We start from the raw sequence: 25,363 nt of genomic DNA, 5'->3' as shown, positions 1-25,363 counted from the left end.
CCGTGCCGAGGTGAAACGCTAAAGAAGGCCCGCTTTTGCGGCCGCATCCTTCAGCGACAGCATCGGGCGGGGACCGACCTGCTCGATCACGATGCCGGCGGCAAGGCTCCCGAGCTTGCCGCAGATGTCGAGCGGCTTGCCCGCGGTGTAGCCGAACAGGAAGCCCGCGGCATAGAGATCGCCGGCACCCGTCGTATCCACGACGCGCGAAACCTTGGTCGCCTCGATCTTGATCCGCTCCTCGCCCCGCACGATGATCGAGCCTTCCTCGCTCATCGTCACCGCCGCCAGGCGGCAGTCCCGCGAGAGCCGGCTCAGCGCGTCGGAGAAATCCTCCGTCTCGTAGAGCGCCAGCGCCTCGGCCCGGTTGGCGAACACGATATCCACCGTGCCGCTCGTCATCAGCTCCAGGAATTCGGCCCGGTAACGGTTGACGCAAAAACTGTCGGACAGGGTCATGGAGACCTCCCGGCCGTTCGCATGCGCAATGCGCGCCGCGTCGCGGATGGCTTCCTTGGCGCGCGGCGGATCCCAGAGATAGCCCTCGAAATAGGTGACGGCGGCATTGGCGACGACATCCGGTTCGACGTCTTCCGGGCCGAGCTCGACGCAGGCGCCGAGATAGGTGTTCATGGAGCGCTCGCCATCCTCGGTCACGAAGATCATCGAGCGTGCCGTCGGCGGAAAGGTGTCGAGCGGCTGCGTGCGGAAATGCACGCCCTGCGCCTGGATGTCGTGGGTGAAGATCTCGCCCAGCTGGTCGTTGGCGATCTTGCCGAAATAGGCAGCCTTGCCGCCAAGGCTCGCAATGCCGGCCGCCGTATTGCCGGCGCTGCCGCCGGAGGCTTCGAGCGCCGGGCCCATGCGCGAATAGAGAAGCTCGGCGCGCTCGGCGTCGATGAGGTTCATCGCGCTCTTGATGATGCCGTTGTCGGTGAGAAACCGCTCTTCGCAGCGTGCGATAATATCGACGATGGCATTGCCGATCGTCAGGACGTCGAATGTGGTCATGAACCCCGCCTGGAAAAACTCTGTGGCCGGGGTTCGGTCTTACGCGAATTCTCGCGCTTGGGAAGATCTTATCGGCCTTCGACCTCTCACGCCCGGCGCTTTCCGCGTGCAAATGCCGCGTTGCGGACGGCAGGGCAGGCGTGGCATATCGATCGCTTGTCTCCCGCGGGATGCCACCTTTGGGTCGCGGGAGCAGGCTCTCGGGAGAAGGGCCTTTTCAAAATGCGGCTTGGGAATGGAGCCTGGGAAAACGGAGAGCGTTCATGACGGCCACGATATCGGAGCCAGACGTGACGGGAGAACCGGAGGCGACCGGACTTTCGGCGCGCCTGAACCTCGTTCTCGCGGCGGCCTGCGGCCTCATCGTCGCGAACCTCTATTACGCCCAGCCGCTCGTCGGGCCGATCGGTGCCTCGCTCGGCCTGTCGCCGGACGCGGCAGGGCTGATCGTCATGCTGACGCAGCTCGGCTACGGCCTCGGGCTGTTGCTGATCGTGCCGCTGGGCGATCTCTTCGAAAACCGCAAGCTGATCCTTATGATGCTCGGCCTGTCGATCCTCGCCGTGCTGTCGGCCGGCCTGTTGACGCAGGCGGCGGCCTTTCTGGCGTCGGCCTTCGCCATCGGGCTCTGCTGCGTGGCCGTGCAGATCATCGTTCCCTATGCGGCGCAGATGGTGCCGGCGGCAGAGCGCGGACGCGCGGTCGGCAACGTCATGAGCGGCCTGATGGTCGGCATCATGCTCGCCCGCCCCGTCTCGAGCTTCATTGCGGCCTTCCTGCCGTGGCACATGGTCTTCGTGCTCTCGGCGCTTGCCATGACCGGCCTCGTACTCTTTCTTGCCCGCGTCCTGCCGCGCCGCATGCCGGCGTCCCGGCTTGGCTACGGCGCGCTGATCGGCTCGCTGCCGCGGCTGTTTGCGACGCAACCCGTGCTGCGCCGTCGTGCGGCCTATCAGGGCTGCATGTTCGCGGCCTTCAGCGTCTTCTGGACGGTGACGCCGCTTCTGCTGGCAAGCCCGGCCTTCGGCCTGTCGCAGGTCGGCATCGCGCTCTTCGCGCTTGCGGGTGCGGCCGGCGCGCTGGCAGCCCCCATTGCCGGGCGCCTCGCCGACAGGGGCTTGAGCTTTGCGGCGACCCGCATCGCGCTGGTCGGCGGTGCCTGTGCCTTTCTCGTCACGCATCTCGCCCCGCAAGGCTCGACGGTCGCGCTCGTCGTGCTGACGCTTGCTGCCTTCGGTCTCGATTTCGCGGTGTCCACGACCCTCGTGCTCGGGCAGCGGGCGATCTACGTGCTTGGCGACGCGCATCGCAGCCGGCTGAACGGCCTCTATATGGCGACGTCGTTCCTCGGCGGCGCGGTGGGCTCGGCAGCCGGTGCCTGGCTCTACGCGCATTACGGCTGGTGGGGCGCCTCGCTCCTCGGCTTCGCCCTGCCGGCCGCAGCCCTGCTCTACAGCCTCACCGAGCGGCGCTAAGCGTCAGAACACCTGCGGCGGCAGCGCGACCAGCGGCGCCGGGATGGTGTTCGTCTTCTCCGCCGCCTTGCAGAGATCCGCGATGATACAGTGCTCGCATTCGGGACGGCGCGCCTTGCAGGTGTAGCGCCCGTGCAGGATCAGCCAGTGATGCGCGTGGTAGAGGTAATGGTTGGGGATGACCCGGACGAGGTGATCCTCGACCTGATCCGGCGTCTTGCCCGGGGCAAGGCCGATGCGGTTGGCGATGCGGAAGATGTGCGTATCCACCGCGATCGTCGCCTGACCGAAGGCCATGGAGAGCACGACATTGGCGGTCTTGCGCCCGACGCCGGGCAGCTTCACCAGTTCGTCCCGGTCGCGCGGCACCTCCCCGTCGAAATCCTCGACCAGCATACGGCTGAGCGCGATGACGTTCTTCGCCTTGTTGCGATAGAGCCCGATGGTGCGGATATGCTCGCGCACCGCATCCTCCCCGAGCGCCAGCATCTTTTCCGGCGTATCCGCGATGGCAAAGAGCGCCTTTGTCGCCTTGTTGACCCCCACATCCGTCGCCTGTGCCGACAGCGCCACCGCGACGACCAGCGTGAACGGGTTGACGTAGTTCAGCTCGCCCTTCGGCTCCGGCCGCTGCACGGAGAAGCGGCGGAAGATTTCCTCGACCTCCTCGGTGGAATAGGCACTCTTCGGCTTGCGCGGTTTTGCCGTCGCTTTGGACATGCGCGGCTTTGACGCTGGCTGGAGGGCCGCAAGCTTCACGGATTTCGGTTTCGGCTCTTTCATGTCTTCTCTATACTGGCGTGCCATGAACGATGGCAACGCCGACATGCGCACTGCTGACAAGCCGGTTTTCGCCGCCGAGCTGACACCCTATCGCTCGCTCGGCACCAAGGGCTTGCGCGTCGTCTTCCTCATCGCCGCGCTGATGAGCCTCGTCCATGTCTTCGTGTTCCTCGTCATCGGTGCGTGGCCCGTCGTGTTCTTCTTCGGGCTGGATTTTGTGGGCCTCTTCGGTGCCTTCTGGCTCAACAACCGCTCGGCCCGAATGCGCGAGGAGGTCAGCATTTCCAGGGACGATGTCGCGGTGCGCAAGTTCACCGCCAGCGGCCGCATGACCGAACACCGGTTCAACCCGTTCTGGACCCGCTTCGATGTCGCCCGCCATGACGAGATCGGCATCGTCTCCATGCATGTCCGCGATCGGGTGCGCGCGACCGATATCGGCTCCTTCCTCAATCGCGACGACCGTGAGACCTTCGCCACCGCCTTTTCCGGCGCACTGGCGACGGTGAAGCGGCGGGGATGAGATCGGAAATCGGGTGGCGGCAGCGGCCTGGATGTGATGATCTCGGCCAAGCGCTTTCGTGCGCGCCGCCGATCAAAGGGCGAAGAAGGAGACGAGGATGACGATCATGCCGCGCCTGACGACGGAGATCACGCCCGAGGGCACCGACTATGAAACCGTTTGCCGCGTGGTGGAGCTGCTGACCGACGATTACCGCGATCAGCCGGGTCTCGACGACATCGCCGCGCGGCTCGGACAATCGCCGACGCATCTCCAGCGAACCTTCACCCGCTGGGCGGGCCTCTCGCCGAAAGCCTTCCTGCAGGCCGTGACGCTCGACCACGCCAAGCGCCTGCTGGGCCAGGAAGGCCTGCCGCTTCTGGAGGCAAGCTTTGAACTCGGACTGTCCGGCCCGGGGCGCCTGCACGACCTGTTCGTGACGCATGAGGCGATGTCGCCGGGCGAATGGAAGCTGCGGGGCGGGGGCCTGACCATCCGCTACGGCTTCCACCCGTCGCCCTTCGGCACAGCGCTGATCATGGTCACGGAGCGCGGTCTTGCCGGTCTCGCCTTCAACGATGCGGGGCAGGAGCGGGAGAGTTTTGGCGATATGGCCGGGCGCTGGCCGAACGCGACCTATGTCGAGGACATCGCGGCCACCACACCCTATGCCGCGCGGATTTTTGAGGCCGAGCGCTGGGAGGCCGAGCAGCCGCTGCGGGTCGTGCTGATCGGCTCGGATTTTCAGGTGCGGGTCTGGCAGGCACTGCTCGACATTCCCATGGGACGGGCCGAGACCTATTCGGCCATCGCCGGCCGCATCGGCCAGCCCAAGGCATCACGCGCCGTGGGCGCCGCCATCGGCCGCAACCCCATCTCCTTCGTCGTCCCCTGCCACCGGGCTCTCGGCAAGAGCGGCGCGCTCACCGGCTACCACTGGGGCCTGACGCGCAAGCGCGCCATGCTCGGCTGGGAAGCGGGGAAGGTATGATCCATCCCCGCCGGCATTTTCAGGCGGGCGTCAGTGCGCGCCGGACATGTCGCCCAGGACCTCTTTCGACGCGACGGTCGAATCGGCGTTGAGCGTGTAGACCATGGGGACGCCGGTTGCGAGGTTGAGCTTCAGGATCTCTTCCTTGGTCAGGCGGTCGAGCACCATGACCAGTGCGCGCAGCGAATTGCCGTGGGCGGCGACGAGGACCGTCTGGCCCTTGAGCACGCGCGGCAGGATTTCGGTGAGGTAGTAGGGCCAGACGCGGGCGCCGGTGTCGCGCAGGCTTTCGCCGCCCGGAGGGGGCACGTCGTAGGAGCGGCGCCAGATATGCACCTGCTCCTCGCCCCACTTGGCGCGTGCGTCGTCCTTGTTGAGGCCGGAGAGGTCGCCATAGTCGCGCTCGTTGAGCGCCTGGTCGCGGATCGTCTCGAGCTCGGGCTGGCCGACGGCGTCGAGAATGATCTTCAGCGTCTTCTGCGCGCGCGTCAGGTCGGAGGTGAAGGCGATGTCGTATTTGAGGCCGGTGGCCGCGAGCGCCTTGCCGCCTGTTTCGGCTTCCTCGATCCCGAGCGGGGTCAGGTCGGGGTCCTTCCAGCCAGTGAAGAGGTTCTTCAGGTTCCATTCGCTCTGGCCGTGACGCACCAGGACAAGAGTGCCGCTCATGATCGTTCATTCCTCATTGTGTGTTTCAGTCGGGCAAAAGGGCAGACGAAGGGAGGCGAAAGGCTCAGGCCGTCAGCCCCAGCACGTCCAGCATGGAATAGTAACCGGGCTTCTGCGACCGCGCCCAGAGGGCTGCCGTCACGGCGCCGCGTGCGAAGATCGAGCGGTCGGTCGCGGAATGGGACAGCGTCACGGTCTCGCCTTCGCCGGCGAGGATGACGGAGTGTTCGCCGATGACCGAGCCGCCGCGCAGTGTCGCAAAGCCGATCGTGCCCTCGGGCCGCGGCCCGGTATGGCCGTCGCGCACGCGCACGGACTGGGTTTGAAGGTCGATGCCGCGGCCGCGCGCGGCCGCTTCGCCCAGAAGCAGCGCCGTGCCGGACGGCGCGTCCACCTTGTGCTTGTGGTGCATTTCGAGAATCTCGAGATCCCATCCGGCGGCGGGCAGGGCACGGGCGGCCTGCTGCACGAGAACGCCGAGCAGATTGACGCCGAGGCTCATATTGCCGGACTTGACCACGCGCGCGTGCCGGGCAGCCGCCGCGAACCGCGCTTCGTCGGCGGGCGAGCATCCGGTCGTGCCGATGACGTGGACGATACGGGCCTGTGCGGCCAGTCCGGAGAATTCGACGCTGGCAGCCGGTGCCGTGAAATCGAGGACGCCTTCGGCCTCGACGAAGGCGCGCAGCGGATCGTCCGTGACGAGGATACCGGTCGGTCCGAGGCCCGCGATCTCGCCGGCATCCCGCCCGATGAAAGCCGAGCCGGAGCGCTCGACGGCGGCCGACAGGGTGACGCCCGGCATGGCGTGGATCGTGCGGATCAGCGTCTGGCCCATGCGGCCCGCCGCGCCCACGACGACGAGTTTCATATCCGGATTGCTCATGCGGTGGGGCTCATATCGTAAGGCTCATGGCGTCTTTTCCGTGCTGTCGACCAGATCTTCGCCCGCGACCAGATCTTCGATGGTGGCGGCCGGCTGGCTGCCCTGGAGATTGTGAAGGCGAGCGTAAAGCCCGTCCTTGCGATCCGCAAGCTCCGTATGCGAGCCTTCCTCGACCACCAGGCCATCGCGCATGACGATGATCTTGTCGGCATTGACGATGGTGGAGAGCCGGTGCGCGATCACCACGACGGTCCGGCCGTCCATGGCATGGTCGAGCGCCTTCTGCACCGCGGATTCCGATTCGGTGTCGAGCGAGGACGTCGCCTCGTCCAGCAGCAGGATGGGCGCGCGCCGGACGAGCGCGCGGGCGATCGAGAGGCGCTGGCGCTGGCCGCCGGACAGGGTGACGCCGTTTTCACCGACCGGCGTATCGTAGCCCTGCGGCTGGGCGAGAATGAAGTCGTGCGCATAGGCAAGCCGGGCCGCCTCGTAGACCTCTTCGTCGGTCGCCTCCGGCCGGCCGTAGCGGATGTTGTCGCCGATCGAGCCTTCGAAGAGATAAGGCTGCTGCGAGACATAGGCGAGGCCGTTGCGCAGCGACAGCTTGGTGATGTGGGCGATGTCCTGCCCGTCGATCAGGATCTCGCCGACAGAGGGGTCGTAGAAGCGCGGAATGAGGCTGATGACCGTCGACTTGCCGGCACCGGACGGGCCGACCAGCGCCGTGGTCTTGCCGCCTTCAGCCACGAAGCTGACGCCCTTCAGGATCGCGTCGCCATTGCCATAGGCGAAATGGACATTGTTGAAGGTGATCGTCGCCGAGGACACCTCCAGCGCCTTCGCATCCGGCTGGTCGCGCTGGTGCGGCACCGTGTCGAGCACCTCGTAGATCATCCGCGCATTGACCGCAGCACGCTCCAGCGACACCTGCAAGCGCGCGAGGCGCCGGGCCGGATCGTAGGCCATCAGGAGGGCGGTGACGAAGGAGAAGAAGGCGCCGGGCGGCACATTGTCGTAGATCGAGCGGAAGGCGGCATAGCCGAGAACGCTGGCGATCGCGAAGCCTGCAAAGGTCTCGGTCATCGGCGCGGTGCGCTCGGAGAGGCGGGCGATGCGGTTCGCGCGGTTTTCCGCTCGCTGGATGATCGCCTCGACCTTGCCCTTCAGCTGCTCCTCCATGGTGAAGGCCTTGACGATCGTGATCCCCTGGATCGTCTCCTGCATGGCGCCGAGCACGTGGCTGTTGATCTCGACCGATTCGCGCGTCGCATTGCGCAGCCGGCGCGACACGTAGCGAAGGCCGATCAGCAGCGGCGGCGCGATGAGGAAGACGATGATCGTCAGCACCCAGTCCTTGCCGAGCATGACGCCGATCAGCGCGATCAGCGTCAGCAGATCGCGCGCGATCGAGGTGACCGTCATGTTGAGCACGTCGCGGATGCCCGACACGTTCTGGCTGATCTTGGCGGAAATGCGGGCCGAGCGGGCATCGGTGAAATAGCCGACGCTGAGCGCCATCAGGTGCGAATACAGCCGGCGCTGATAGCTGGCGACGATATTGTTGCCGATCTTCGACAAGGCGACCGCCTGCCCGTAGGTGGCGAAGCCGCGCACGACGAAGGCGACGAAGATGGCGGCGCAGATGATGAGCACCATGTCGGCGCGCTTGTTGGCGAAGGCCTCGTTGACCACGGCTTCCATGATCCAGGCCGTGAACGCCGTGGAGGCTGCGACCAGCGCGAGGCAGGCGATGGCGAACAGATAGCCCTTGATATGTGCCCGCCCGTTCTCCCGCGCGACCCGCTTGAGCACGCTGGTGATCGTCTCGGCGTCCACTGGCGTGTGCTTCTTCTTCTGATCTTTCAAAAGCTCTTTCCCTGACCGGGCGGTCCTTATCGGATGCTTGCGCCGCGCTCTATAGTGCCTCCGGAGCCGTTTGGCGAGTCTCGGCCCTTTTCGGTTCCGGTCAGGCCTTCCAGTGGCGCCCGGTGGTGGCCACGCCGAAGCGGGCCGGGGTCTGCGCAAAGGCCGCAAGGCCGGCAAGGGCTGCGAAAGGATGGGTGACCACATAGGTCGGGATCGAGCGCATCAGCGCCGAATGCGGCGCCTTGTCCTCGAAGGCGGCGCGGAATTCCGGCTGCTGCAACGCCGGCAGGATCTTCTGCGAAATGCCGCCGGCGAGATAGACGCCGCCGCGCGCCATGAAGATCAGCGCCATGTCGCCCGCCACCCGGCCGAGATAGCCGGCAAAGAGCGACAGCGTCTCAATGCAGGCCGCGTCGGTGCCGGCAAGGGCCGCCGACGTCACATCGGCCGGGTCGGTGTGTTCGGGCATCAGCCCGTCGGTGTGGCAGATCGCCTGGTATATATTGACGATGCCGCGGCCGCAGAGCAGCTGCTCGGCCGAAATCCGGCCCTCGATCGTCTCCAGATGCGGCCAGATGGCGGTATCGCGCGGCGTGCGCGGGCCGATATCCACATGGCCGCCCTCGCCGGGCACCGGGAAGTAAGTGGCGTGCGTGTGCAGAAGACCGGCCACGCCGAGGCCCGTGCCGGGGCCAAGAACGGCGCAGGAGGCGCTTTCCAGCGGCTCGCCGGTGCCGATCTGCGCGCAGTCGGTCTTGGCGATGGCGGCCACCGCGAGCGCCTGCGCCTCGAAATCGTTGAGAACGATGACGTCCGACAGGCCGAGCGTCGCGATCATGTCGGCCGGCGTGATGACCCAGCCGGCATTGGTCAGCGGGATCTCGTCGCCCTTGACCGGGGCTGCAACCGCGATGATGGCCGAGCGCGGACGAACGGTTGCTTGCGGGAGAATGCTGGTTTCGAGGGCTGCCTGAATGCTCGGATAGCCCCCGGTCGGCACCACGGGAAACACCACCGGTTCCGAGGTCTCGTCGTTCAGCAGCGCGAAACGGGCATTGGTGCCGCCGATATCGCCGATCAGGATGGGAAAGGCGAGACCGGGAACCGTTTCTGCAGACGCGGACATGAAACCTCCTGAGGGATCGGGCTAATGGGATCGGGCGACCGGGATCAGCGGGCGGAAAGCGCTTCGCATGTTTTGCCGAACCGCTCCAGTGCAAAAGTCGAGACGAGAGTCTGTCAGGTTCATTCTGAACCAGCCAGACTCTCGATTCCTTTGTCGTCGTTTGTCTCTTCGGGATAACCGGATTCCACTTACCCCTGACAAACTGTAACGGCGCCCGGTGCTGAGAGCGGCCGGAAATCCACCAGGCGCTCGGCCGTCGCGCGGTTGAGCGCCATGGGGATGTCGTAGACGGTTGCCAGCCGCGTCAGGGCCTTAACATCGACATCGTGCGGCAGCGCCGTCAGCGGATCGATGAAGAAGATGAGGAGATCGACATCGCCGGTGGCGATCAGCGCACCGATCTGCTGGTCGCCGCCGAGCGGCCCGCTTTTCAGCCGCGTCACGTCGAGGCCAGGGCAGGCCTCCTGCACGCGACCGCCCGTGGTGCCGGTGGCGACGATCCACCAGTCCGCCAGCACGCTCTCGTGGGCCTTGGCGAATTCCGCCATGTCCTGTTTCTTCAGGTCATGCGCGATCAGCGCCATGCATTTGCGAGCCGTCATTGCGTCCTCCGCATCATCCTCTTCGCTCATATTTCCCGGAACCTAAATCGATTCAAGAGGAAAGTGCGGACGCGTCACTGTACCCCGCCGGCAACCGGACGGCGCGTGGGCACGGGAACGGAGGGATCGTCAATCGTGGCGGGTGGCATGATGGCGTCGGGCGCGGCGGGGACGAAGGCCGAGGCCGGCGCCGGCGCAGAGACCGGAACTGCGCCACCGAAGGTCGATGCGGCTTCCGACGAGGATGGCGCGGCCAGCACGCCGCTGCAGGCCTGCGGCAGATCGGACAGCATGACGAAGCGCGGCTTGACCGGCTTTGCATCCGGGTTGGGCTTGGGCTTGGCCCAGGGCTCCTGGGTGAACCACCAGGCGAGCGACTTGTCGCAGCCGTCGCCGGGCGCCACGGCCGCCTGCGGCTTGCAGCCGGGCGAATCGGCCGGGCACTTGATGCGGATATGGAAATGCTCGTCGTGGCCGTAGATCGGCCGGATCTTGCCCATCGCCGTCCGGTCGCCGGTCCAGGTCTCGCACAGCTTCTTCTTGATCGCCGGGTTGACGAACACCCGATCGACCTCCGGTTCGCTCGCGGCCCGCATCAGCAGCCGCGCATGGGTCGGCGTCCAGCGCTCCGGGTTGACGGTGAGGAACTTGGTCTTGTCGAGCATGGACACGAACGGCTTCCGTTCGCGTTCCGCCACGCTCATCGCCCGCGCGGGCTTGGGCTGGAACCAGATGTCCGCATCGAGCCCGATCTGGTGGGAGGCATGGCCCGTCAGCATCGGCCCGCCGCGGGGCTGGGAGATATCGCCGAGCAGGATGCCCGATCCCCAGCCGATCTCGGCCGCATCGCGCGAGAAGCGCTCGAGAAACATGATCATGTGTGGATTACCCCAGCGCCGGTTGCGCGAGAGCCGCATGGCCTGCCAGGTCGGCCCGTCGGCCGGCAGCGCGACCGCGCCGGACAGGCACCCCTTGGCGTAGGAGCCGAAGGAGGCGGGCGCCGTCCTGCTGGGAAGCGTCATGCCGCCGAACAGCTGCTTGGCCGGCTGCGGCTCTGCCGAAAGGGCGGGCTGGAGGCCGAGCGGCAGGATGAGAGCGGCCGCGATGAACGCTCTGGTCGCCCATCCGGTCGAGACTCTGGCGCCGGCTGAAAATCCTGCGCCGGCGGAAAATCTTGTGAGAGACGATGTCATGCGGGTGTGTCCGGTGCTGTCGTGGTCGGGCGTGGGCGTGATCGTGCGTGGGTCGTAGAGAGGGATCTTTCTCACACGGTCTTTGTGTCAGACTTGCGGTCAAGCCGATGTGAAGGCGGATTTCAGGCCCTGCCCGGAGCCGCGCCTGTCAATCGGCCGCATTTCGCCTATTGTGTGCTTCGAACGCGACCATGGAGACGAACCGCATGCGGCAGACGACGAGCAGGACGACACCGGCACTGACCTTTGGCACCCTAGGCCTCATCGCCGCCGCCTTCCTCGCACCCTCCGTCTTTTCAAGTCCCGTGCAGGCGCAGGACCCGCAATGGCGCCACGGCATGTCGACCGTCGGCGAACTGAAATATCCGCAAGGGTTCAAGCAGTTCGACTATGTGAACGCGCAGGCGCCGAAGGGGGGCGAGGTCCGGCTGGCCACCATGGGCACGTTCGACACGTTCAACCCGGTGCTGGCCAAAGGCGAGATGGCCGCAGGCGTGGTCGGTCCCGTTTCCAGCGCTTCCGGCATGTCCGTCGGGCTGGTGTTCGAAACGCTGATGAAGCCCTCCATGGACGAAGTTCTCACGGATTACGGCCTGCTGGCCGAGGCGGTCGCCTTTCCCGATGATTTTGCCTGGGCGAAATTCCGTCTCCGGCCGGAAGCGACATGGGCGGACGGCACGCCGGTGACGCCGGAGGACGTGATCTTCAGTTTCGACAAGGCCAAGGAGCTCGATCCCAAGGCAGCATCCTATTACGGTCATATCACCAAGGTGGAGAAGACGGGCGAACGGGAGGTGACCTTCTCCTTCGACGAGGTTGGAAACCGGGAATTGCCGAAGGTGGCCGGCAGCCTTCTCATCGTGCCCAAACACTGGTGGGAAGGAAAGGACGCGGAAGGGCAGCCACGGGATATCGCACGCACGACGCTCGAAATGCCCATGGGCTCCGGCCCCTACAAGATGACGTCCATGAAAGCCGGTTCGACCGTCCGCTACGAACGGCGGGACGACTACTGGGGCAGGAACCTGAACGTCAATGTGGGGCAGAACAACTTCGGAACGATCAGTTTCACGTATTTTGCAGATCTCGACGTCGCGTTCGAGGCTTTTCGGTCGGGCAATGCGAACTACCGGTGGGAGAATTCGGCCAGACGCTGGGCGACATCCTATGATTTTCCCGCCGTCAAGGACGGCCGGATCAAGCTCGAGCGGCTGGAGAACGACAGCCGGGACAGCGGCGTCATGGTGGGCTTCATTCTCAACCTGCGGCGCGATCCGTTCAAGGACGTCAGGGTGCGGGAGGCGCTCAACTACGCCTTCGATTTCGAGGAGTTGAAGCGGACGATCTTCTACAACGAGTATGATCGCATCGACAGCTTCTTCTTCCCGACCGAACTGGCGTCCTCGGGACTTCCGGAGGGGCGTGAGCTGGACATCCTGACGGAGCTGAAGGACAAGGTTCCGCCGACCGTTTTCACCAAGCCCTACACAAATCCCGTTGGTGGAGATCCGGCAAAGCTGCGGGACAATCTGCGCAAGGCCATCGGACTTCTGAAGGAAGCGGGCTATGAGCTGAAGAGCAACCGGATGATCGAGACGAAGACGGGTAAGCCGCTGACATTCGAGATCCTGCTCGACGGCACGACGATCGAACGGGTCGCCTTGCCCTTCAGCCAGAACCTGCGAAAGATTGGGATCGAGGCACGGGTTCGCACCGTCGATAGCTCCCAGTACACCAATCGTTGGCGGTCGAAGGATTTCGACGCGATCTACCTCGGCTGGGCGCAGTCTCTCAACCCGGGCAACGAGCAGACGGAATTCTGGGGCACGACGGCCGCCACGCGCGAAGGATCGCAGAATTTCTCCGGTCTTGCCGATCCGGGTGTCGATGCCCTGATCCGCAAGGTGATCTTCGCAAAAGATCGCGACGACCTGGTGGCTGCGACGAAAGCGCTCGACCGGGTGCTGCTGGCCAAGCAGATCGTCATTCCGACCTACGCCTCGCGCGACATGCGGATCGCCTACGCACGAGACCTCACGCATCCTGAAAACCTGCCGGAATACAGTGTCGGCTTTCCCGCGATCTGGTGGTCGGCCGCCGCGAAAGCTCCATGAAAGCCTTGCACGTCAGACTGGCCTGCTTTTCATAAGGCAGACCGCGAATCAGGAACGGGAACGTCAGCGCATTGATCGGACATTGGAAAATCGGGTTGAACGACAAGAGGGGCCATAGCGGCGTCATCATGACCAGAGGCTGGGCCAGAGTCCGGGCCGGAGTACGGGTCTGATGGGCGGCTATATTCTGCGCCGTCTGTTCCTGATGATCCCGACGATCATCGGCATCATGGCCATCTCCTTTGCCGTCGTCCAGTTCGCGCCCGGCGGTCCGGTCGAGCAGGTCATCGCCGACCTCACCGGGCCGAACCAGGGCGGCGACCGCCTGTCGGGTGGCGGTGGCGATCTTGCGAGTGCCTCCGGCGGCGACCAGAGCGGCGGCAGCTATCGCGGCGCGCAGGGGCTCGATCCCGACTTCGTCGCCAAGCTCGAAAAACAGTTCGGCTTCGACAAGCCGCCGCTGGAGCGCTTCCTGACGATGATGTGGAACTATGCGCGCTTCGATTTCGGCGAGAGCTTCTTCCGCAACACGTCCGTGATCGACCTCATCCTCGACAAGATGCCGGTGTCGATCTCGCTCGGCCTGTGGATCCTCGTCCTCTCCTACGCGATCTCCATTCCGCTCGGCATCAAGAAGGCGGTGTCGGACGGCTCGCGCTTCGACGTCTGGACCTCCGGCATCGTCATCGTCGGCTATGCCGTTCCGGGCTTCCTGTTCGGCATCCTGCTGATCGTGCTTTTTGCCGGCGGCTCCTTCCTCGACTGGTTCCCGCTGCGCGGCCTCGTCTCGGACAATTTCAGCCAGCTGAGCTGGTGGCAGAAGATCCTCGACTATCTCTGGCACATGACGCTGCCGCTGATCACGCTGCTGCTATCGGCCTTCGCCACCACGACGCTGCTGACCAAGAATTCCTTCATCGACGAGATCCGCAAGCAATATGTCGTTACCGCCCGCGCCAAGGGGCTGGCGGAGCGGCAGGTGCTCTATCGCCATGTCTTCCGCAACGCCATGCTGATCATCATCGCCGGCTTCCCCGCGGCCTTCATCTCCGCCTTCTTCACGGGCTCGCTCTTGACCGAATACATCTTCTCGCTCGATGGCCTCGGCCGTCTCGGCTACGACGCCGTCGTCAAGCGGGACTATCCGATCGTCTTCGGCACGCTGTTCATCTTCTCGCTGATGGGGCTTGTCGTCAGCCTGCTGTCGGACCTCATCTACACCTGGGTCGATCCACGCATCGACTTCGAGCAGAGGGACGTCTGATGACGGACATCACCGCGAACCCTGATATCGTGACCGTTGCCAGACCCGGACGATTGTCGCCCGTCGCAAAGCGCCGCTGGGAGAATTTCAAGGCCAACCGGCGCGGCTACTGGTCGTTCTGGATCTTTCTCGCGCTCTTCGGCTTCAGCCTCTGCGCCGAGTTCATCGCCAACGACCGCCCGATCCTCGTCTCCTATAAGGGCGAACTGATGGTGCCTGTGCTGGTCAACTATCCCGAAGACAGGTTCGGCGGCTTTCTGGCCGAGACCGATTACGCCTCCGACTTCATCCGCGAGGAGATCGAGGCGAATGGCTGGATGGTCTGGCCGCCGATCCGCTATTCCTACCGCAGCGCCAATTCCAACATCCCGCATTCCGCACCCACGGCCCCCTTCTGGACGATGAACGCGGCGGAACGCTGCTCCGGCTACGCGCAAGGCGAGGCCGATCGCGGCTGCACGCTCGGCAATTTCAACTGGCTCGGCACCGACGACCAGGCGCGCGACGTCGCGGCCCGCACGATCTACGGCTTCCGCATTTCGGTGCTCTTCGGCCTGGCGCTGACCATCGCGTCGGCCGTGGTCGGCGTCACCGCCGGTGCGATCCAGGGCTATTTCGGCGGGTGGACCGACCTGTTGATGCAGCGTTTCATCGAGATCTGGTCGTCCATGCCGGTACTCTACATCCTGCTGATCATCGCGGCGATCCTGCCGCCCGGCTTCTTCGTGCTGCTCGGTATCATGCTGCTCTTCTCCTGGGTCGGCTTCGTCGGCGTGGTCCGGGCCGAGTTCCTGCGGGCGCGCAACTTCGAATATGTCCGCGCCGCCCGGGCGCTCGGCGTCGGCAATGCCACGATCATGTGGCGGCATCTCCTGCCGAACGCGATGGTCGCCACGCTCACCTTCCTGCCCTTCATCCTCTCGGGCTCCATCACCACGCTGACCTCGCTCGACTTCCTCGGCTTTGGCATGCCCCCCGGCTCGCCTTCGCTCGGCGAGCTGATCGCGCAGGGCAAGTCCAACCTCCAGGCCCCCTGGCTCGGCCTCACCGCCTTCCTGGTGATGTCGGTCATGCTGTCGCTCCTGATCTTCATCGGCGAGGCCGCGCGCGACGCGTTCGATCCGCGAAAGACGTTTGGGTGACCTCGTCAGATGAAGGTATTGGCGGTATGATTGTTGCACGGCAATACAAAGGAAGGACGAGAGATGAACAAGATCGTGCGCGCTCATTACCCCGCATCGAAACTTCCTGATGACCTCAGGAGTGGCTTCGACTCCGACGCAACGGTTCGAATCGTCATCGAACAACAGGACATATCGCCCTATGTGCCTGAACGCGGCGTAGCGGAGAAGACTCCGCTCTTCCTTCCGACCTATCGCGAGCCGGGTGCACCGATCGAACTTGCGGATCTGTTGAAAGATATTCGAGCTTACAAGGAAAAGCGCGGATCGACGACAGATACCGAGGAAGCTGTTCGCCGGATACGGGAGCTGCGGGACGAATGGGATGATGAATGAGGAAGGCGCCAAGGATCTATTTCGACACGAACGCCTTCATTTTCGTCGCAGAAGAGAAATCGGAACGTTCAGCCTTATTGATCGAAGTGATTTCGATCTCCGAGGCAGCCGATTCACCCATTATTTTGACCAGTGAACTCACGCTGGCCGAGGTTCTTACCAAACCCTATAAAAATCACGATGACGAACTCATCTCTCGTTATGATAATATGGTGCGGCAGTGTGCTTGGCTGGATGTCGAACCCGTTTCCCGGCAGGTGCTCTGGTATGCCGCCGTGCTTCGGTCGCAAACACGGTTGAAACTGCCTGACGCCATTCACCTTTCAACAGCTTTTGGATGTGAATGCTCGCTCTTCCTCACCGATGATCGTGATCTGCGGAAGGTCGATGAAATCTACAACCTCCGCTATGGCGTGCGGAAGGCCGCTTCGATCAAAATGGCCGCCCCTGACATCCCCACACTCACCACCCTCCTGGAATCCCTGTCCCCATGACCGAACCGCTCCTGTCCGTGCGCGATCTCTCCGTGGCTTTCCACCAGGGCGGCAAGACGTCTCTGGCGGTCGATCGGGTGTCGTTCGATATCGCGAAGGGCGAGGTCGTCGCACTCGTCGGCGAATCCGGGTCCGGCAAGTCGGTCTCGGCCAATTCGATCCTGAAGCTTCTGCCCTATCCCGCCGCCAGCCATCCGGGGGGTGAGATCCTGTTCAACGGGCGCGACCTCCTGAAGATCGGCGATGCCGAGCTGAGGGAGGTGCGCGGCAATGACATCACGATGATCTTCCAGGAGCCGATGACGTCGCTCAATCCGCTCCATTCGATCGAGCGGCAGATCGCCGAGATCCTCGATCTTCACCAGGGTATCAAGCCGGCGCAGGCGCGGCCGCGCGTGCTGGAGCTCCTGCGGCAGGTCGGTATCCGCGAGCCGGAGAAACGCCTGAAGGCCTATCCGCACGAGCTTTCCGGCGGACAGCGCCAGCGCGTGATGATCGCCATGGCGCTCGCCAACCGGCCGGAACTGCTGATCGCCGACGAGCCGACCACGGCGCTCGACGTGACAGTGCAGGCGCAGATCCTCGAGCTTCTGAAGCAGTTGAAGGATGAGCATGGCATGTCCATGCTGTTCATCACCCATGATCTCGGCATCGTCCGCAAGATCGCCGACCGCGTCTGCGTGATGACGAAGGGCAGGATCGTCGAAACGGGGCCGACGGCCGAGATCTTCAACAATCCGCAGCACGCCTATACCCGCCATCTGCTCGCTTCCGAGCCGCGCGGCAAGCCGCCGGCATCCGACGAGACGAAGCCGATCGTCATCGAGGCGAAGGATATGAAGGTCTGGTTTCCGATCAAGGCCGGCTTCCTGCGCAAGACCGTGGATCACGTGAAGGCCGTCGATGGCATCGACCTGACGCTGCGCGCCGGGCAGACGCTCGGCGTCGTCGGCGAATCCGGGTCCGGCAAGACCACGCTCGGCCTTGCGTTGACCCGGCTCATCGGGTCGCAGGGGCGCATCGGCTTCGAGGGCCAGAATATCGAAAGCTATTCCTTCAGCCAGATGCGGCCGCTGCGCCGGCGCATGCAGATCGTCTTTCAGGACCCCTTCGGCTCGCTCAGCCCGCGCATGGCCGTCTCCGACATCATCGGCGAAGGGTTGCAGGTGCACGAGCCGTCCCTGTCGGCACGGGAGCGCGATGCGCGCGTGGCCGCGGCGCTGGAAGAAGTGGGCCTCGACGCGGCCACGCGCTGGCGCTACCCGCACGAGTTCTCCGGCGGCCAGCGCCAGCGTATCGCCATCGCCCGCGCCATGGTGCTAAAGCCGCAATTCGTGATGCTGGACGAGCCGACCTCGGCGCTCGACATGAGCGTGCAGGCGCAGGTGGTCGATCTCCTGCGCGACCTGCAGGCCCGCCACGGCCTCGCCTATCTGTTCATCAGCCATGACCTCAAGGTCGTGCGGGCGCTGGCCAACGATATGATCGTCATGCGGCTCGGCAAGGTCGTGGAGAAGGGGCCGGCCGAGGCTATCTTCACGGCGCCGCGCGAAGACTATACCAAGGCCCTCATGGCCGCCGCCTTCGACCTTGAGGCCGTGCCCGTCCCCGCCGTCCGCCAGTAGACGGCCGCCGTCAGATCAGATCCTCCGGAAACCATCATGCCCTCGACCGCCGCTCCCATCGTCATCGACCTGAAGTTCAACGCGGACGAGGTTCAGTCAGCCCTCGTCCGTGCCTTTCCCGGACGCGACGTCATCAACCGCGCCGATCCCGCCCATGCGGGGCGCGATCTGTCGCAGGCCCGCTATGCCGTGGTCTGGAAGTCGCAGCCCGACCTCTTCGACCGTGCGCCGAACCTTGAAGCCGTCTTCTCCGGCGGTGCCGGCGTCGATCATGTGCTGACGCTGCCGGGATTGCCGGATGTACCGCTGATACGCTTCGTCGATCCGACGCTGACCACCCGCATGAGCGAGTGGGTGGTGCTGCAGTGCCTGCTGCATCTACGCCAGCATGTTGCCTATGAAAAGCAGGCAAAGCAGGGCCTCTGGGCCGAACGTCCCCAGCCGGAGGCGCGCGAAATGACCGTCGGCGTTATGGGCCTCGGCGTGCTGGGCCAAGATGCGGCGCGCAAGCTGAAGACGATGGGGTTCACCGTCATCGGCTGGTCGCGGCGGCCGAAGACGATCGAGGGGATCGAGACCTATGACGGGAGCGGTCTCGACGCCTTCCTCGCGCGCACCGATCTCCTCGTCGGACTCCTGCCGCTGACGGCGGAGACGCGCGGCCTGTTCGATGCGGCGTTGTTCGCAAAACTGAGCCGTAAGGGACCGTTCGGTGCGCCCGGTTTCATCAATGCCGGGCGGGGCGGCAGCCAGGTCGAGGCCGATATCGTCGCGGCGATCCGCTCGGGCGTGCTGCACGGCGCCTCGCTCGATGTCTTCTCCACCGAACCGCTGGACGCCGATAGCCCGCTATGGACGTTGCCGAACGTCATCGTGACGCCGCATGCCGCCGCGGCGTCGGATGTCCGCGCGCTCTTCCGTCACGTGGAAACGCAGATCGAGCGCCACGAAGCGGGCCTGCCTTTTGAGCATTTGGTGGATCGCACAGCCGGCTATTGATCGTCTTGCGTCAGAGGCTTTCCACAGGCCGGCGGAAGGCGGTCGGCTGTTCGTAGAGCCAGCCGATCCGCTCGATGGCCTCGTCCAGCCCCTCGCGCGCCACCGTCATCGTGTTGCCGTTAGCGTGGATCAGGGTCGCCTGGTCTTCCATGATGGCGACATGACCCTTCCAGAAGACGAGGTCGCCGCGGCGCAGATCCTCTCGGGCGATCTCGTGGCCGAGCGATGCGGCCTGCATGTCGGTGTCGCGCGGTGCGGCGACGCCGGTCATCATCAGCGACAGTTGCACGAGGCCCGAGCAATCGATGCCGAAGCCGGAACGGCCGCCCCAGAGGTAGGGCGTCTCGATGAACCGTGCGGCGATGGAGACATAGTCGCCCTGCGGCGCTTCGCCGACCGGCGCGCAGTGACCGGCAACGACGGCCTGGCCGTTCTCCAGCAGGAAATAGCGCGTGCCACGGGTGCCGCGCTCGTCGATGGCGGTGATGCGGCTGCCCATCGACAGCGCCTGCACGGTGGGAAAGCGCAGGTCCGCACCGGAATAGACGAAGGTCCGCGGCGCGGTGATGATGTGCGTCGGGCTCTTCTGGATGCTGACCACGGCAAAATCCGGGACATAGCCGACATAGCTGTCCGCGTCCGCCTTGACCCAAGCCCAGCCATGCGAGGTGTCGAGCACGCGCACGGTCTCGCCGATCAGCAGTTCCGTATCGGCGCCGCAGCCAAGATCCGGCTCGGCCCGCAGCGGCATCACCGGCACGCAGCAGACGGCGGAGGAGCCGGCGGTATAGGCAAGAGCGTCCACATGACCGCGCAGGCTCTCCTCCGCAAGATCCGGGCGAAAGGCATGAAGCCTGCGGTCGAAGGAATGGGTCATTACGCTCACATGCAAGGAGGTTTGGGAAAGAGGATCAGAGCGACAGTCTACGGCCACGATCAATGATCAGATCGCCAAGCTTTTCAAGATAGAGTGCGCCGGTGACGGTGCGTTTGATGACGACGTTGCGCCGGTCGCGGTCGTCGCGCACCCGCTCCACCAACCCGCGCTCGCCCATCGTGTCCAGCGCCCGCGTAATCACCGGCTTGGTCACACCCAGCGTCGCGGCAAGGCCGCGCACCGTATGCGGCGGCGGCACGAGGTAGATATGGAGCAGAATGGCCATCTGCCGCAGCGTCAGGTCGCCGCTCTCCACGCGCACCTGATCGAGCGAGACCGTGTGCCAGAGCGTCAGCGCCTGCGTTGCGGACAGTTCGACCGGCATGATCCCTCGGGGTTTCTCGGATAACAGGATCCAAGTTGTCCCGGAAAATCGTTACGGAAGCGTTCTCGCATTTACATTCACGATCGCGTTCAGGGGCCCGATTCGGTGCAGGCGCCGCGCGATGCGGTCGAGATGGGCGCGGCGCCGGGCGTCCGTCGCCCGGTCCATGTCGTGCAGCGACAGCATCTGGAAGTCCACGCCCTTGGCACAGAAGGGCGCGATGCCGCGCCGCAGCAGGCGGCGGACCGGATCGCCCATGACGAGGCGTGCGATCCACCACGGCGAGCCGGTGGTCGTATAGGCATGGAGCAGCCGGATATTGGTCAGCTTTCGGATGATCCGCCCGCCCGCCGCGTCATGGGTGAAGGCGATGCCCGGCGCGAAGACACGGTCGAAGAAGCCCTTGAGAATGGCCGGGAAATTGAACCACCATTGCGGAAAGACGAGTATCAGCCCGTCGGCCGCAGACAGTCTGTCCACGATCGCACCGACGCCGGTGGCGTCATAGGGATCGTCGAAATAGCCGCTTCGCTCCGTCCGGCTGAGGCGCGGGTCGAAGTCCTCCGCATAGAGGTCGAGACGATCGACGCTGTGGCCATTGGCCTCCAGCGCCCGTGTCGCGGTGTCGGCCACGGCGCAAGCGAAGCTCTCCGGCAGCGGATGGGCGAGCACGAGAAGGAAATGCATCGAATACCCCTGTGCTGTTCGTCGTCGCATCCGCTTGCGGGAACTCAGGCCCATACCCGCGTCCCGACTTAAAAAAGACTGCCCTGCTTGGCCGGTTCCGCGCTGCCGCGTTTGCGGGTCTTCGCCGGCGTTCCCTCGGTGGTGATCGCACCGACCGTGCCGTCGGCAAATTGCAGCGCCACGTTCTGACCGGTGGAGAGGGCGGCGGCGGCCTTGACCGGTGCACCGTCCGCATCTCGGACGATCGCGTAGCCGCGGGCGAGCACGTTCTGGTAGGACAGCGACTGCAGCACGCGGTCCTGCGCCGTAACGGCGCTGCGGGCGCGGCGCAGCTCGGCGATGACGGCGGCATCCGCGCGGCCCGACAGGCCGTGCAGGCGGTCGGCCGAGCGATGGATCTGCGAGAGCAGCCGCACGGGCAGGCTGCGCAGTGCCGCATCCGCAGATGTCACGCGCGTACCGGCGCGGGCGATCAGCCGCTCGACATTGCGCTCCGCGCGCACCATGCGTTCAAGAAGCCGCTGGCGGCGGTCGTTGATCCGGGCGGCGAGCATATCGGGGCGAAGATGCGCGCCGACGCGCTCGAAGCTGCGGCGCTTGTCGGCGGTGTTGGACACCAGCCCGCGAACGAGCCCGGAGGCCGCCTCGTCGAAGCGGCGGCGGGGCAGAGCGAGCACCTGATCGAGCGAGGGCAGCGCGCGCGCAAGCGCCCTTAGGGAATGACGGCGATTGTCCATGTGCCGGCCAGCAGCACCGCGCAGCCGTGCGGTCAGCGCGGAGAGCGTGGCTTCGAGATCGGCGCGCACCGGCACAGCCATTTCCGCGGCACCCGTTGGCGTGGGTGCGCGCCGGTCGGCCGCGTGGTCGATCAGCGTCCAGTCCGTCTCGTGCCCGACGGCCGAGATCAGCGGGATATCGGAGGCGGCCGCGGCCCGCACCACAGCCTCGTCGTTGAAGCCCCAGAGGTCTTCGAGACTGCCGCCGCCGCGCGCGACGATCAGCACGTCCGGCTTCGCAATCGGCCCGCCTGCCTCCAGCGCATTGAAGCCGCGAATGGCGGCCGCCACCTCGTCGCCCGAGCCTTCGCCCTGAACCTTGACGGGCCAGACGACGACATGCACGGGGAAACGATCGGCGATGCGGTGCAGAATATCGCGGATGACGGCGCCGGTGGGCGAGGTGACGACGCCGATGACGCGCGGCATGAACGGCAGGAGCTGCTTGCGGCTTTCCTCGAACAGGCCTTCGGCCGCAAGCTTGCGCCGGCGCTCTTCCAGAAGCGCCATCAGCGCGCCGGCACCTGCCGGCTCCAGCGTCTCGATCATGATCTGGTATTTGGACGAGCCCGGGAAGGTGGTGATCTTGCCGACCGCGATCACCTCCATGCCCTCTTCGGGCTTGAAGCGCAGCTTGCCCATCGTGCCCTTCCAGACCACGGCATCGATGCGGGCGCGTTCGTCCTTCAGCCCGAAATAGGCGTGGCCCGAGGAGTGCGGGCCGCGATAGCCGCAGATTTCGCCGCGCACGCGCACCTGATCGAAGGTCTGCTCCATCGTCCGCTTGATCGAGCCGGACAGCTCGGAAACGGAATATTCCCACAGGTTTGACGGCGAATCGGCATCGAAGGAAGAGCTCATGCCGCCATTGTGACGCGCGCCCGCACGGAAGACCAGATGCACCGATGACCGGACGCGGCGTTCAGGCGGAAAATATCGTCTTCGTTTTCCCCGCCGTCTCGTCCTGCGGCACTCTGTCGGCGAAACACCAACGTGAACCCGAGAGAAGGACGACAGAACCATGACCGACCGTTTCGCCCACACGGCAGGCTCCCTTTCGAGCCCCGCTACGCATGCTTTCGCCATCACGCCCACCGATGGCACCGACCTGCCCGAGACGACACGGGCGATCTACGTGGGCGCCGGTGGCGCGCTCGCGCTGCGCATGCAGTCCGGCGCTCTGGTCACGCTGGCCGGCGTCCCCCAGGGCACGCTGCTGCCGCTACGGGCCGACCGCATCCTTGCGACCGGCACCACGGCATCAAGCCTCGTCGGGCTCGTCTAGCCTCTTGTTCTTGCCGCATTGTCCGACGCCGAAGCGATCCCGCTTCGGCGTCGGACAATGCTCCTCAGACGGCTTCCCAGCCGTCCTTGTCGCTGGCGCGGTAGATCGCGTCGATGAAGGCCTGGTTGGCGCGCGAGTTTTCGAGCGTCACCACGTCATCCTTGCCGCCCGTGGCCGCGCGCGAAAAGGCTTCGGCCTGAAGCTTGTACTGGCGCGTGTCCTGGAAGCGGAAAAGCTGCGACTGGCTGTGGTTCTGGTTGGTCAGAACTACTTCCTGGCGCCCATAGCGCTCGGCATTGAAAGGCGAAGTCAGTTCGATCACGCCCTCGTCGCCGTGGAACACCATGACCTGGCGGGCCGCAAGCTGGGTCGAGATGTAGAAGGACAGCTCGAACGTGCCGAAATCGGCCCGAACGCTCGAATAGATGTCGGTGCCGAAGGTCGCATCGCGTTCCGTCGTCGCCTGCACCCGCTGCGGCTCGATGCCGGTCGAGAACCGCGTCGCCATGGTTGGGTAGACGCCGATATCGGGAAGGCCGCCGCCGCCGAGTTCCGGAATGTTGCGCATGTTCGCCGGGTCGCGATTGAAATAGGTGAATGCGCCCTGCACATGCCGCAGCCGACCGATCGCGCCTTCGGCGAGCAGCGCCCGGACCTTGTGCCAGACGGGGCTGTAGGTGATCATATAGGCTTCCGAGATCAGCACGCCGGTGCGGTCGCGCGCCTCGATCAGCCGGTCGATCTCCTGCGCTTTCAAGGCGATCGGCTTTTCGCAGAGCACATGCTTCCCGGCTTCCGCCGCGCGGATCGACCACTCCACATGCTGGGCGGTCGGCAGAGGGATGTAGACGGCGTCGATCACGTCGGAGGCCAGCATCTCCTCGTAGCTTGCAAAGGCGTGCGGCACGGAAAACCGGTCGGCCATGGCGCGGGCGCGGGCGCCGTCGCGGCTGGCAATGGCGGTGACGACGCAGTTTTCTGCGTCTTGGATGGCGGGAACGACCGCATCGCGACCGATCTTGGCGGTCGACAGAATTCCGAATCTCAACATGCAATGCTTCTCCCTGATGTTGCGCGGGACTATGCCACGAGAGCGGCGGACTGTCTGTCTCGCCACTTCCGGATCGCCGCGCTTCCCCCATGTTTTTGGTTCCGTTTTCCGATGGCCCATCGTACCTTTTGCCGTGCCGACCCTGTCAGTCGGCGTCGGGCGTCCCTATGTCGAAGGCTGGGCTACGGCCGAACCCTCGTAATGCGAGACCAAACCGGAGAGTTTTCATGGAAAAGAGAAATCTGGGCCGTACGGGGCTGTCGATCGCGCCGCTGGTGTTCGGGGGCAATGTCTTCGGCTGGACCGCCGACGAGACGACGTCATTCCGCCTGCTCGACGCCTTCTTCGATGCCGGCTTCAACGCCATCGACACGGCCGACGTCTATTCCGCCTGGGTGCCGGGCAATCAAGGCGGCGAGTCCGAGACGATCATCGGCAAATGGCTGCGCCAGACGAAGCGCCCGCGCGACGAGATCGTCATCATCACCAAGGTCGGCTCCGACATGGGCGAGGGGCAGAAGGGGCTTTCGGAAAAGTGGATCCGCAAGGCCGTCGACGATTCGCTGCTGCGCCTGAACACCGACCATATCGATCTCTACCTCTCGCACTGGCCGGATGCCGAGACGCCCTATGAGGAAACGCTGGGCGCATATGATGCGCTCGTGAAGCAGGGCAAGATCCGCGCGATCGGCGCATCCAACCTCGATGCGGGCCAGCTGCGCCAGTCGCTCGACGTCGCCGCGGAAAATGACCTGCCGCGCTACGACGTGCTCCAACCGGAATACAATCTCTACGACCGTTCGAGCTTCGACGGCGCGCTTCGCAATCTCTGCATCGCGGAGGAGATCGGCGTCATCACTTACTTCAGCCTCGCCTCCGGCTTCCTCTCGGGCAAGTACCGCTCGCACAAGGACCTCGAAGGCAAGGCGCGCGGCAAGGGTGTCGAGAAATATCTCGATGGCCGCGGCATGCGCATTCTCGGTGCGCTGGACGAGATCGCGGCGGAGAAGCAGGCGACGCAGGCCGAAATCGCGCTGGCCTGGATCATGGCCCGCCGCGGTGTCACGGCGCCGATCGCGAGCGCGACGAGCCTCGAACAGCTGCAGAGCCTGACGAAATCCGCCGATATCGATCTCTCCGAGGAGGATTGCCAGCGGCTCAACGAAGCGAGTGAATAGAAAGCGTTGA

The 25,363-nt window shown here is 65.0% G+C and carries 25 protein-coding genes; 12 read left to right on the top strand and 13 right to left on the bottom strand.

Annotated features, from left to right (window positions below; genetic code table 11):
- Window positions 1–18: 18 nt before the first annotated feature.
- Window positions 19–1,011, bottom strand: a complete 993-nt coding sequence (locus G8E10_RS03225; protein ID WP_110800459.1) for an adenosine kinase — start codon at window positions 1,009–1,011, stop codon at window positions 19–21.
- 263 nt (window positions 1,012–1,274) lie between these two features.
- Here G8E10_RS03225 and G8E10_RS03220 point away from each other — a divergent pair, with 263 nt between their 5' ends.
- A complete protein-coding gene (locus G8E10_RS03220; RefSeq protein WP_167126770.1) occupies window positions 1,275–2,486 on the top strand; it encodes an MFS transporter in 1,212 nt (403 codons plus the stop codon).
- A 3-nt stretch (window positions 2,487–2,489) separates the two neighbouring features.
- Here G8E10_RS03220 and nth read toward each other — a convergent pair whose 3' ends face one another.
- Window positions 2,490–3,206 (bottom strand): endonuclease III, encoded by a 717-nt coding sequence (nth, locus tag G8E10_RS03215; RefSeq protein ID WP_422038113.1) that lies wholly within the window; start codon window positions 3,204–3,206, stop codon window positions 2,490–2,492.
- Between the two features lie 85 nt (window positions 3,207–3,291).
- Between nth and G8E10_RS03210 the strand changes: the two genes are divergently transcribed.
- Together G8E10_RS03210 and G8E10_RS03205 are read left to right on the top strand one after the other, a co-directional pair.
- Window positions 3,292–3,792 carry a DUF2244 domain-containing protein gene (locus G8E10_RS03210; protein ID WP_132664307.1) on the top strand — a complete coding sequence of 167 codons (501 nt, stop codon included), beginning with the start codon at window positions 3,292–3,294 and terminating at the stop codon, window positions 3,790–3,792.
- Between the two features lie 97 nt (window positions 3,793–3,889).
- A complete protein-coding gene (locus tag G8E10_RS03205) occupies window positions 3,890–4,762 on the top strand; it encodes a methylated-DNA--[protein]-cysteine S-methyltransferase (RefSeq protein WP_110727590.1) in 873 nt (290 codons plus the stop codon).
- A 30-nt stretch (window positions 4,763–4,792) separates the two neighbouring features.
- Here the strand turns inward: G8E10_RS03205 and G8E10_RS03200 are convergent, their stop codons facing one another.
- The 6 genes from G8E10_RS03200 to mepA form a co-directional block, all read right to left on the bottom strand.
- Window positions 4,793–5,428: a 2,3-bisphosphoglycerate-dependent phosphoglycerate mutase gene (locus tag G8E10_RS03200; protein WP_092931408.1), complete on the bottom strand. Its 636-nt coding sequence runs from the start codon at window positions 5,426–5,428 to the stop codon at window positions 4,793–4,795.
- A gap of 64 nt (window positions 5,429–5,492) precedes the next feature.
- A complete protein-coding gene (gene dapB, locus G8E10_RS03195; protein ID WP_167126767.1) occupies window positions 5,493–6,314 on the bottom strand; it encodes a 4-hydroxy-tetrahydrodipicolinate reductase in 822 nt (273 codons plus the stop codon).
- 24 nt (window positions 6,315–6,338) lie between these two features.
- Window positions 6,339–8,180: an ABC transporter ATP-binding protein gene (locus G8E10_RS03190; RefSeq protein WP_132664304.1), complete on the bottom strand. Its 1,842-nt coding sequence runs from the start codon at window positions 8,178–8,180 to the stop codon at window positions 6,339–6,341.
- Between the two features lie 100 nt (window positions 8,181–8,280).
- Entirely contained in the window at window positions 8,281–9,306 is a 1,026-nt protein-coding gene (locus tag G8E10_RS03185) for a glucokinase (RefSeq protein WP_167126764.1), read from the bottom strand.
- A gap of 188 nt (window positions 9,307–9,494) precedes the next feature.
- Window positions 9,495–9,908, bottom strand: coding sequence for a methylglyoxal synthase (locus G8E10_RS03180; protein ID WP_167126761.1), 414 nt, complete (start codon window positions 9,906–9,908; stop codon window positions 9,495–9,497).
- A 74-nt stretch (window positions 9,909–9,982) separates the two neighbouring features.
- A complete protein-coding gene (gene mepA / locus G8E10_RS03175; protein WP_167126758.1) occupies window positions 9,983–11,101 on the bottom strand; it encodes a penicillin-insensitive murein endopeptidase in 1,119 nt (372 codons plus the stop codon).
- A gap of 206 nt (window positions 11,102–11,307) precedes the next feature.
- On the opposite strand from mepA, the gene G8E10_RS03170 reads away from it, so the two are divergent.
- From G8E10_RS03170 to G8E10_RS03140, 7 genes are all read left to right on the top strand, one after another.
- Window positions 11,308–13,215, top strand: coding sequence for an extracellular solute-binding protein (locus tag G8E10_RS03170; protein WP_167126756.1), 1,908 nt, complete (start codon window positions 11,308–11,310; stop codon window positions 13,213–13,215).
- A 172-nt stretch (window positions 13,216–13,387) separates the two neighbouring features.
- Entirely contained in the window at window positions 13,388–14,479 is a 1,092-nt protein-coding gene (locus G8E10_RS03165) for a microcin C ABC transporter permease YejB (RefSeq protein WP_167126754.1), read from the top strand.
- Window positions 14,479–15,621 carry an ABC transporter permease gene (locus G8E10_RS03160; RefSeq protein WP_167126752.1) on the top strand — a complete coding sequence of 381 codons (1,143 nt, stop codon included), beginning with the start codon at window positions 14,479–14,481 and terminating at the stop codon, window positions 15,619–15,621. Before G8E10_RS03165 ends, G8E10_RS03160 begins: the two co-directional genes overlap by 1 nt.
- A gap of 63 nt (window positions 15,622–15,684) precedes the next feature.
- On the top strand, window positions 15,685–15,996 hold the full coding sequence (locus G8E10_RS03155) for a hypothetical protein (RefSeq protein WP_167126751.1): 312 nt from the start codon (window positions 15,685–15,687) through the stop codon (window positions 15,994–15,996).
- Window positions 15,993–16,490 carry a type II toxin-antitoxin system VapC family toxin gene (locus tag G8E10_RS03150; protein ID WP_167126749.1) on the top strand — a complete coding sequence of 166 codons (498 nt, stop codon included), beginning with the start codon at window positions 15,993–15,995 and terminating at the stop codon, window positions 16,488–16,490. Before G8E10_RS03155 ends, G8E10_RS03150 begins: the two co-directional genes overlap by 4 nt.
- Window positions 16,487–18,115, top strand: coding sequence for an ABC transporter ATP-binding protein (locus G8E10_RS03145; RefSeq protein WP_167126747.1), 1,629 nt, complete (start codon window positions 16,487–16,489; stop codon window positions 18,113–18,115). Before G8E10_RS03150 ends, G8E10_RS03145 begins: the two co-directional genes overlap by 4 nt.
- A gap of 36 nt (window positions 18,116–18,151) precedes the next feature.
- Window positions 18,152–19,114 carry a 2-hydroxyacid dehydrogenase gene (locus tag G8E10_RS03140; RefSeq protein WP_167126745.1) on the top strand — a complete coding sequence of 321 codons (963 nt, stop codon included), beginning with the start codon at window positions 18,152–18,154 and terminating at the stop codon, window positions 19,112–19,114.
- A gap of 10 nt (window positions 19,115–19,124) precedes the next feature.
- Here the strand turns inward: G8E10_RS03140 and G8E10_RS03135 are convergent, their stop codons facing one another.
- The 4 genes from G8E10_RS03135 to xseA form a co-directional block, all read right to left on the bottom strand.
- A complete protein-coding gene (locus G8E10_RS03135; RefSeq protein WP_167126743.1) occupies window positions 19,125–19,991 on the bottom strand; it encodes a C40 family peptidase in 867 nt (288 codons plus the stop codon).
- A gap of 34 nt (window positions 19,992–20,025) precedes the next feature.
- Window positions 20,026–20,376 (bottom strand): MarR family transcriptional regulator, encoded by a 351-nt coding sequence (locus G8E10_RS03130; RefSeq protein ID WP_110727572.1) that lies wholly within the window; start codon window positions 20,374–20,376, stop codon window positions 20,026–20,028.
- A gap of 51 nt (window positions 20,377–20,427) precedes the next feature.
- Window positions 20,428–21,063: an NAD(P)H-dependent oxidoreductase gene (locus G8E10_RS03125; protein WP_167126741.1), complete on the bottom strand. Its 636-nt coding sequence runs from the start codon at window positions 21,061–21,063 to the stop codon at window positions 20,428–20,430.
- Window positions 21,064–21,131: 68 nt separating this feature from the next.
- Window positions 21,132–22,700: an exodeoxyribonuclease VII large subunit gene (xseA, locus tag G8E10_RS03120; RefSeq protein ID WP_167126739.1), complete on the bottom strand. Its 1,569-nt coding sequence runs from the start codon at window positions 22,698–22,700 to the stop codon at window positions 21,132–21,134.
- A gap of 160 nt (window positions 22,701–22,860) precedes the next feature.
- Between xseA and G8E10_RS03115 the strand changes: the two genes are divergently transcribed.
- Entirely contained in the window at window positions 22,861–23,124 is a 264-nt protein-coding gene (locus G8E10_RS03115) for a spike base protein, RCAP_Rcc01079 family (RefSeq protein ID WP_132445549.1), read from the top strand.
- A gap of 64 nt (window positions 23,125–23,188) precedes the next feature.
- Here the strand turns inward: G8E10_RS03115 and G8E10_RS03110 are convergent, their stop codons facing one another.
- Window positions 23,189–24,175 (bottom strand): Gfo/Idh/MocA family protein, encoded by a 987-nt coding sequence (locus G8E10_RS03110; RefSeq protein ID WP_167126737.1) that lies wholly within the window; start codon window positions 24,173–24,175, stop codon window positions 23,189–23,191.
- Between the two features lie 227 nt (window positions 24,176–24,402).
- Between G8E10_RS03110 and G8E10_RS03105 the strand changes: the two genes are divergently transcribed.
- Complete coding sequence (locus G8E10_RS03105; protein ID WP_167126735.1) at window positions 24,403–25,353, top strand: aldo/keto reductase; 951 nt, start codon at window positions 24,403–24,405, stop codon at window positions 25,351–25,353.
- The last annotated feature ends 10 nt before the right edge of the window (window positions 25,354–25,363 follow it).

Source organism: Ferranicluibacter rubi (assembly GCF_011603255.1).
GTDB classification, from domain to species: domain Bacteria; phylum Pseudomonadota; class Alphaproteobacteria; order Rhizobiales; family Rhizobiaceae; genus Ferranicluibacter; species Ferranicluibacter rubi.
Note: the sequence above shows the minus strand (reverse complement) of the source record. Positions and strands in the feature narration are given on the sequence as shown.

Bases quoted from the DNA above. Each gene is read 5' to 3' on its own strand.
- G8E10_RS03225 (WP_110800459.1), bottom strand. From the start codon at position 1,011: ATGACCACATTCGACGTCCTGACGATCGGCAATGCCATCGTCGATATT.
- G8E10_RS03220 (WP_167126770.1), top strand. From the start codon at position 1,275: ATGACGGCCACGATATCGGAGCCAGACGTGACGGGAGAACCGGAGGCG.
- nth (WP_422038113.1), bottom strand. From the start codon at position 3,206: ATGTCCAAAGCGACGGCAAAACCGCGCAAGCCGAAGAGTGCCTATTCC.
- G8E10_RS03210 (WP_132664307.1), top strand. From the start codon at position 3,292: ATGAACGATGGCAACGCCGACATGCGCACTGCTGACAAGCCGGTTTTC.
- G8E10_RS03205 (WP_110727590.1), top strand. From the start codon at position 3,890: ATGACGATCATGCCGCGCCTGACGACGGAGATCACGCCCGAGGGCACC.
- G8E10_RS03200 (WP_092931408.1), bottom strand. From the start codon at position 5,428: ATGAGCGGCACTCTTGTCCTGGTGCGTCACGGCCAGAGCGAATGGAAC.
- dapB (WP_167126767.1), bottom strand. From the start codon at position 6,314: ATGAGCAATCCGGATATGAAACTCGTCGTCGTGGGCGCGGCGGGCCGC.
- G8E10_RS03185 (WP_167126764.1), bottom strand. From the start codon at position 9,306: ATGTCCGCGTCTGCAGAAACGGTTCCCGGTCTCGCCTTTCCCATCCTG.
- G8E10_RS03180 (WP_167126761.1), bottom strand. From the start codon at position 9,908: ATGACGGCTCGCAAATGCATGGCGCTGATCGCGCATGACCTGAAGAAA.
- mepA (WP_167126758.1), bottom strand. From the start codon at position 11,101: ATGACATCGTCTCTCACAAGATTTTCCGCCGGCGCAGGATTTTCAGCC.
- G8E10_RS03170 (WP_167126756.1), top strand. From the start codon at position 11,308: ATGCGGCAGACGACGAGCAGGACGACACCGGCACTGACCTTTGGCACC.
- G8E10_RS03165 (WP_167126754.1), top strand. From the start codon at position 13,388: ATGGGCGGCTATATTCTGCGCCGTCTGTTCCTGATGATCCCGACGATC.
- G8E10_RS03160 (WP_167126752.1), top strand. From the start codon at position 14,479: ATGACGGACATCACCGCGAACCCTGATATCGTGACCGTTGCCAGACCC.
- G8E10_RS03155 (WP_167126751.1), top strand. From the start codon at position 15,685: ATGAACAAGATCGTGCGCGCTCATTACCCCGCATCGAAACTTCCTGAT.
- G8E10_RS03150 (WP_167126749.1), top strand. From the start codon at position 15,993: ATGAGGAAGGCGCCAAGGATCTATTTCGACACGAACGCCTTCATTTTC.
- G8E10_RS03145 (WP_167126747.1), top strand. From the start codon at position 16,487: ATGACCGAACCGCTCCTGTCCGTGCGCGATCTCTCCGTGGCTTTCCAC.
- G8E10_RS03140 (WP_167126745.1), top strand. From the start codon at position 18,152: ATGCCCTCGACCGCCGCTCCCATCGTCATCGACCTGAAGTTCAACGCG.
- G8E10_RS03135 (WP_167126743.1), bottom strand. From the start codon at position 19,991: ATGACCCATTCCTTCGACCGCAGGCTTCATGCCTTTCGCCCGGATCTT.
- G8E10_RS03130 (WP_110727572.1), bottom strand. From the start codon at position 20,376: ATGCCGGTCGAACTGTCCGCAACGCAGGCGCTGACGCTCTGGCACACG.
- G8E10_RS03125 (WP_167126741.1), bottom strand. From the start codon at position 21,063: ATGCATTTCCTTCTCGTGCTCGCCCATCCGCTGCCGGAGAGCTTCGCT.
- xseA (WP_167126739.1), bottom strand. From the start codon at position 22,700: ATGAGCTCTTCCTTCGATGCCGATTCGCCGTCAAACCTGTGGGAATAT.
- G8E10_RS03115 (WP_132445549.1), top strand. From the start codon at position 22,861: ATGACCGACCGTTTCGCCCACACGGCAGGCTCCCTTTCGAGCCCCGCT.
- G8E10_RS03110 (WP_167126737.1), bottom strand. From the start codon at position 24,175: ATGTTGAGATTCGGAATTCTGTCGACCGCCAAGATCGGTCGCGATGCG.
- G8E10_RS03105 (WP_167126735.1), top strand. From the start codon at position 24,403: ATGGAAAAGAGAAATCTGGGCCGTACGGGGCTGTCGATCGCGCCGCTG.